The following is a 7,022-nucleotide window of genomic DNA, read 5'->3' as shown; positions in this document are numbered from 1 at the left end:
GCTTCCATTCAGGTTGCTTTGCCTTTGTATAATCCTCAAATATATGGAGGTATTAGGACTTCTAAAATTGCTACAGAGATAACCAATTACAATACAAAAAACTGAAGAACAGGTTTTTTTGAAATATCAACCTTTATTATAATGTTCAGATTCTACAAACATCAATTGGCATTTATTGACAGCAACATCGTTAATACAACAAAACTTCTTGGAAACATGCAACTTTTACATCAACAATTAATGATAAAAGGAACAGATGTAAGAAAGGTGGAACTGCAAAATGACCAATTAACAACGCAGCGAGATCTTATTGCCAACAATCTTGAACAAGTTATGGATGCTTTAAAATTCTCTATGGGAATTTCAATTCATCAAAACATACCCATAGAAACGGACATTCAATTCAAAACATAAGTGAATATTCAAGTTTACCAACTATTGATTTACAACTTATAAATTTGCAAAATCGTCTTTTAACAAGCGAGTTGAAAACATTAAAAAATTTGCGATTGCCACGGTTTCATTATATGGAAGCTACGGACAAACCGGATTTGGATATGATAAAAAACCAAATGATTTTCTAAAATTCTTTCCGCAAGTTTTGGGGGTTCAATTTTCTTATCCTCTTTTTAACGGAACAGTCACTTATCGAAAAATAAATCAAAAAAGATAGAAATTCAAAATAGTCAGTTGCAAATAAGCTTAGTAACAGACCAAAATAATATGCTCATTGAGAATGCAAACCGCCGTAGATTTATTACACAAAAAACAATAGCAAATACTTTGTCGCAAATAAATTTGGCAAGAACTGTTTATGAACAAACGCTCTTACAGCAAAAAGAAGGCACTTCAAATTTAACCGATGTTTTATTAGCCGACAATGCTCTGCGAGAGGCACAACAGAGTTATTTATCAGCTATTGTAGAATATCTAAGAGCTGATTTGGAATTAAAGAAATTAACTGGAAATATTACATTAAAGAACTAAAAAACACGAAAATGACAAAAAAAATAATTTATATAGTTGTGGCTTTGGCTTTAATTGTTTTCACAGTTATTCGTCTGAAAAGCAATAAAGAAACCACCCAGAGAAGAGTTTATCAGTATGATAAAGAAACTCCAATTAGTATTCAGGTTGATACCATAACATTGAAAGACGTAAACGCTGAATATTCTTACACGGGTTCTTTTGAACCCAATAAAGAAACTAAAATAAGTGCTGAGATTCAAGGTAAAATTAACTCATTGCTTGTTGATGTCGGGAGTAGTGTTAAAACGGGTCAGGGCTTAATTCAATTAGATAATTCGTTGCTGAAATTGCAACATCAATCTATTGAAGTGCAAATTGAAGGATTGTAAGCTGACGTAAAAAGATACACTGTTCTTGCTAATGCAGATGCAATTCAAGGGGTTCAATTGGAAAAACAGAACTGGCTTTGAAATCGGCTAAATGTACAAAAAGCAACACTTCTTGAACAAATCAACAAAACCACCATTAAATCGCCATTTAATGGGATTGTAACTGCTAAAATGACTGAGGAAGGCGCATTTGCTGCTCCCGGGATACCCTTATTGCAAATTACGGATATTTCGAAGTTAAAATTTACAATTAATTTGCCCGAGCAACAATTGAATCAGTTTAATTTGGGGCAAACATCCAAATTAACTGCTGATGCAATGCCGAATATAGTTTTGTCGGGTGAAGTTTCTATGATTGGTAGTAAAGCCAATATGGGAAATAGTTTTCCTGCTCAATTTTTAGTTGGAAATACCCCCGATTTGAAAATAAAATCAGGAATGTCGGGCAGTGTGCTTGTTGCAAATAAAAACGAACAGAAACAAATTATTATTGCTTCTTCGGCTATTGTGGGTACTAATATTAAACCACAGGTATATATAGTAAAGCAAGGAAAAGCAATTCTCTGCGATATAACCATCTCAAAACGAATAGGAAACAAGGTTATAGTTGATAAGGGATTAACAAAGGGAGATGTAATTGTAACCAACGGGTTTATCAATCTTTTTGATGGTGCCAACGTTTCAATTAAAAACTAGAAAATCATGAATATTACAGAAATTGCCATAAAACGACCATCGCTAATAATTGTTCTTTTAGCGTATTTACGCTTTTGGGAATTATTGGTTACAAAAATTTGGGCTATGAATTACTGCCCGATTTTAACCAGCCGGTAGTTGTAATAAAAACTATGTATCCGGGAGCAGAACCGCAGGAGGTGGAGACTTCTGTTTCACGAAAAATTGAAGATGCACTTTCAAATTTGGAAGGTGTAGATTATCTGGAAACGAAGTCAATGCCCAATGCATCGGTAATTATTGCCAACCTGAAATATGGGACAAATGTTGACAAAGCCATGCAAGATGCTCAACGCTATATAGACAATATCAGAAAAGATTTGCCTGCCGATATTTTAAGTCCGGTGATGAGTAAAGTTTCGCCAAACGATTTGCCAATCATCTCGATTAGTGCAACCAGTAAGTTGTCGGAAATTGAGTTCTATCAGAAAATGAAAGATGATTTTCTGCCACAAATACAGCAATTAAAAGGGGTTGCCGAAATTAACTTTTGCTTGGCGAAGAACGTGAAATTCAGGTAAAAGTGAACCAAGATAAATTGGTGTATTATAAAATTTCACTTAGCCAGGTGGTAGATGCTATAAATCGTTCAGGCATAGACCTTCCTGCCGGAAAAGTCCAAACGCAAAAAGAAAACAATTCGGTACGTGTTACTGGGAAATTTACGACAATTGAAGACATAATGAATGTGCAAGTAGCTATGCCATTTCCCAACAGCCCGGTGTATGTAAAAGATGTTGCCAATGTTATTGATGGCGTTAAAGGAAATTGCATCAGTGAGCCGATTCAATGGCGTAAACGGTATTGGGCTGATGCTGAAAAAACAAGGCGATGCCAATGCGGTAGAGGTTTCGAAACTGGTTCGTGAAAACTTAAAACAATTGAAGAGCAGAACAAAAGTGCAGTGTAAAATTTATTATTGCCGATGATTCAACCGACAAAACGATCGCCGCTGTTAATTCGGTTGTATTTGATTTGTTTTTGGCAGTAATACTGGTTTCTATTGTGATGCTTTTGTTTTTGAGAAGCTACCGAAATTCATTAATTGTATTGATTTCCATCCCGACATCTCTTGTTACAGCTTTTGCTGTGATGTGGCTTTTGGGCTACACCCTAAATCTGATGACACTGCTTGCTATGTCTTTAATTATCGGGATTTTGGTTGATGATGCCATAGTGGTACTTGAAAATATTCAACGCCATTTAGATAAAGGAAAAGAAAAACGAACAGCGGCAATGGATGGTCGAATGGAAATTGGGTTTTCTGCACTCTCCATTACTTTGGTGGACGTGGTTGTATTTTTGCCCATTTTGTTTTTGCAGGTTTTTGTTGCCGATATGCTTAAGCAATTTTCGGTTGTCGTTATCACTTCTACGCTTACCAGTTTATTGGTTGGGTTTACCCTTACCCCTTGGCTTGCGTCCAGAATCGGGAAAAAGAAGATTTGCAACCTACCAATATTATGAACCGTTTTTTGCTTTGGTTTGAACATCAATTAAACACTTTTATTGAATGGTACGGCAGACAACTTGTTTGGGTACTAAGCCACAAACTTATTTTTACAGGCATTGTTTTGCTCCTTTTTGTGTTGACTTTGGGTGTAATGAAACAAGGTATTATTGGCAAAGAAATGATGTCAACCGGCGACCAGGGAAAATTCCGTTTGAATCTTGAATTTGATAAAACCATTACGGTACAACAAAACAACATTGTATCGCAACAGGTTGAAAACTATATTCTGCAACAACCCGAAGTATCCTCGTTATTCAGTAATATTGCGGGGCCCAGCACCGGAATCGGAAGTCTTGGAGTAGGTGCTGCCAATAAATCTGAATTTACTATTCAATTAAAACCTGAAAAAGAACGAAATATGAAAACAGAAGAATTTATGAAATTTCTTCTGTCTCAACTAAAATCAGATTTTCCGGGTACAAATTTCTCGATGGCTGTAATTGGATTACTACCCAAAGGAGCTCCAATTAAAATTACCTTGAGTGGTGCAAATATAGATTTAGTAATGAAAACATCACAAGAGTTGAAATCAGTTATTGAAACGATTCCCGGGGCAGACAATGTTCAATTATCGGTGGTTGAAGGCAATCCCGAATACAAAGTAATTCCAGATAAAGATAAAATGCAGCGATTAGGTCTTACCACTGCTTATGTAGGAATGAATTTAAGGACAGCATTTACTGGTAATGACGATGCCTCGTTAACTGAAAACGGAACAGAATATCCGGTAGAGAATTTGGCTTGACGAATTTGACCGAAAGAATTTTGAAGATGTAACTCGGTTTACTATCGTTAATCCAATGAATATTCCTATAGAAGTTTCGCAATTTGCCACTGTAATGCAAGACAATTCACCATCGCTTCTTGAAAGGCTCGACAGGCAAACATCGGTAACGCTTACAGCCGAATCATTTGGCCGGCCTTCCGGAACAATGGCAGATGAAGTGATTACCTATTTAAAATCAAAACCACTGCCCGAAGGTGTTAAACTGAGCTGGGGTGCAGATATTAAAACACAAAACGAAAGTTTTGGTGCACTGGGTTCTGTTTTGCTTATTTCATTTATCCTGATTTATCTGATAATGATTGCATTATATGATAGCTACATCTATCCATTTGTTGCGTTGTTTGGTATTCCAGTGGCTGCTATTGGGGCATTTTTGGCATTAAATTTATCATTAAATCATTTGACTCTTTTGCCCAACTTGGATTAATTATGCTTATGGGCTTGGTAACAAAAAATGCCATTCTTATTGTCGATTTTACCAATCAACTAAAAGCGGAAGGCAAACATTTTAAAGAAGCATTGATTATTGCCGGCAAAGAACGGATGCGCCCTATTTTAATGACAACCTTGGCTATGGCAATTGGCATGTTGCCCATTGCATTGGCAAAGGAACCGTGCAGAATGGAAAAATGGTTTAGCATGGGTTATTATAGGCGGTTTACTTTCGTCAATGATATTAACTGTTTATTTAGTTCCGATGGTTTACTACGTGGTGGATAGTATTAAAGAACGATTTGCAAAAAAGAAAGGAATTGCAGAATGAGAAATCTAACAATTGTAATAAGTTCGTTCTTGCTTTTGCTGATAATTACATCATTTAGCAATCAAGCCGAAAAACATTTTCATTAACAGTAAATGTTGAAAAACTAAGAAACTCTGAAGGCATAGTGCAGTTTGCTTTGTACAATAAAGAAGGTTCTATTCCTGACGAGAATTTTAAGAAATGCTATAAAATAGTGAAAGCTAATATTGTAAATGGTTCATCTACAATAACATTTCACAGTATTCCGTCAGGTAAATATGCTGTAAATATCTTACATGATGAAAATAACAATAGTAAAATTGATAAAGGATTTATACTCCCAAAAGAAGGTATAGGATTTTCAAATTTTAAAACGATAGGACTCTCAAACAGACCCAATTTTGAAAAAGCCTCTTTTATACTTAATAGCAATAAAGTACTGATGATATTAAGATGGTATATCTATAGCCAAATGGTATGAGAACAATTATTAAAATAGTACTTCTGATTAATGTTTTTCTTCTGCTTGCTTGTGAGGATATGTTCGACTATTCGCCTTATGCTATTGATTTTAGTGATGAAAAAGAAAATGTGAATCAACGGAATATCGAAAAACTACATGCACGGGAAAATGACGATACAATAAGCATTGCATTTACAGGCGATACCCATCGTTTTTTGATGAAACGGAGTTGTTTGTAAGCGCAGTTAATAAAAACAAGGCTATTGATTTGTAATACATGTGGGCGATATTGCCGATTTTGGGTTGCCTAAACAGTATTTGTGGGCTAATTCATACTTGCTTAAATTAAATTTTCCTTATTTTGTTGTTATCGGGAATCACGATTTGGTGGGCAACGGTTCGCAAGCTTATCTTGAAATGTTTGGTGTATTAAATTATAGCTTTATATACAACAGCATTAAATTCGTTTTTATAAATACAAATAGCCGTGAGTTTAAATATAGTGGTGATGTTCCTGATATTCAGTGGTTAGACAACCAATTGCAACCAAATTTTGATTTTACTATGGCAGTTGTGGTATTTCATGTCCAGCCAACAGATGCTGATTTCGATGCATCTCTCGAAGAGGATTTCCACAACTCCTTATCACGTTACAATAATGTATTATTCACCGTACATGGTCACTCGCATGGTCACGAAATATATTATCCTTATGCTGATAGCATTACCTATGTTAATGTTTTTGGCGTAGAAAACAAAAAATACAATTTGATAAAAATATCCAATAATCAATTTGAAGTTGAAACAGTTGAATTTTAAAATAGTACGGATAAGTTTGCTGATTATATTTATTACCGGAGCTGAAGCCTTTAGTCAGGTTTCACAAAACTCCGATTCAGCAAAATATAAAAGGTTTTTGCCTGATTATGTGAAGCTGCAATTTGCCGGAGGTATAGGATTTGTTTCAATGGGTGTTGGATACACCTTCTTTAATCAAAAAATAGAGGTCTCCTACTTTTATGGGTATGTACCTGAATCTGTTTCAACTGACGATTTACACAGTGTAAGTTTGCAATTAACAGCCAAATTATTACGATTTAAAATAAACCCTAACATTGAATTAATGCCTTTGAATTTTGGCTGGTTCATACATCACACCTTTGGTAACGAATATTGGATAAAACTGCCCGACCATTATCCGGCTGAATATTATTGGTGGTCGCCAGGGAGAAACTCGGGAGTTTTTTTGGGTGGCGAAATTAAAACAAAACTATTAAGCAATAAAACACCAGCTTCCGGTACTGCATTTTATGTTCGTGCAGGCAGCAGAGGCTTATACATTGCAAGCAAATTTGGGAATTCTACAATTCCTTTAAAGGATATTATAGAGTTTGGATTTGGCATTGCAGTTTATCGCTAATATC

At 35.3% G+C, this 7,022-nt stretch carries 5 protein-coding genes and 3 pseudogenes; all 8 read left to right on the top strand.

Going from position 1 to position 7,022, the window contains the following annotated elements; all coding sequences use genetic code 11:
* Positions 1–165 precede the first annotated feature (165 nt).
* Positions 166–414 (top strand): hypothetical protein, encoded by a 249-nt coding sequence (locus IPM71_16570; protein QQS51142.1) that lies wholly within the window; start codon positions 166–168, stop codon positions 412–414.
* Between the two features lie 237 nt (positions 415–651).
* Positions 652–987: pseudogene (locus tag IPM71_16565) on the top strand (TolC family protein).
* 11 nt (positions 988–998) lie between these two features.
* Positions 999–2,054 (top strand): annotated as a pseudogene (locus tag IPM71_16560) (efflux RND transporter periplasmic adaptor subunit).
* Positions 2,055–2,060: 6 nt separating this feature from the next.
* Positions 2,061–5,156, top strand: a pseudogene (locus IPM71_16555) (efflux RND transporter permease subunit).
* Between the two features lie 121 nt (positions 5,157–5,277).
* A complete protein-coding gene (locus IPM71_16550) occupies positions 5,278–5,616 on the top strand; it encodes a DUF2141 domain-containing protein (GenBank protein QQS52883.1) in 339 nt (112 codons plus the stop codon).
* On the top strand, positions 5,613–5,837 hold the full coding sequence (locus IPM71_16545) for a hypothetical protein (protein QQS51141.1): 225 nt from the start codon (positions 5,613–5,615) through the stop codon (positions 5,835–5,837). Before IPM71_16550 ends, IPM71_16545 begins: the two co-directional genes overlap by 4 nt.
* 40 nt (positions 5,838–5,877) lie before the next feature.
* A complete protein-coding gene (locus tag IPM71_16540) occupies positions 5,878–6,417 on the top strand; it encodes a metallophosphoesterase (protein ID QQS51140.1) in 540 nt (179 codons plus the stop codon).
* Positions 6,398–7,018 carry a hypothetical protein gene (locus IPM71_16535; protein QQS51139.1) on the top strand — a complete coding sequence of 207 codons (621 nt, stop codon included), beginning with the start codon at positions 6,398–6,400 and terminating at the stop codon, positions 7,016–7,018. The genes IPM71_16540 and IPM71_16535 overlap by 20 nt, the downstream gene beginning before the upstream one ends.
* Positions 7,019–7,022: the final 4 nt, after the last annotated feature.

The organism is Bacteroidota bacterium, from assembly GCA_016699695.1.
In the GTDB taxonomy this organism is placed as follows: domain Bacteria; phylum Bacteroidota; class Bacteroidia; order Bacteroidales; family UBA10428; genus UBA10428.
Note: the sequence above shows the minus strand (reverse complement) of the source record. Positions and strands in the feature narration are given on the sequence as shown.

Excerpts from the sequence above, each read along its gene's own strand:
- IPM71_16545 (QQS51141.1), top strand. The coding sequence starts at position 5,613 with ATGAGAACAATTATTAAAATAGTACTTCTGATTAATGTTTTTCTTCTG.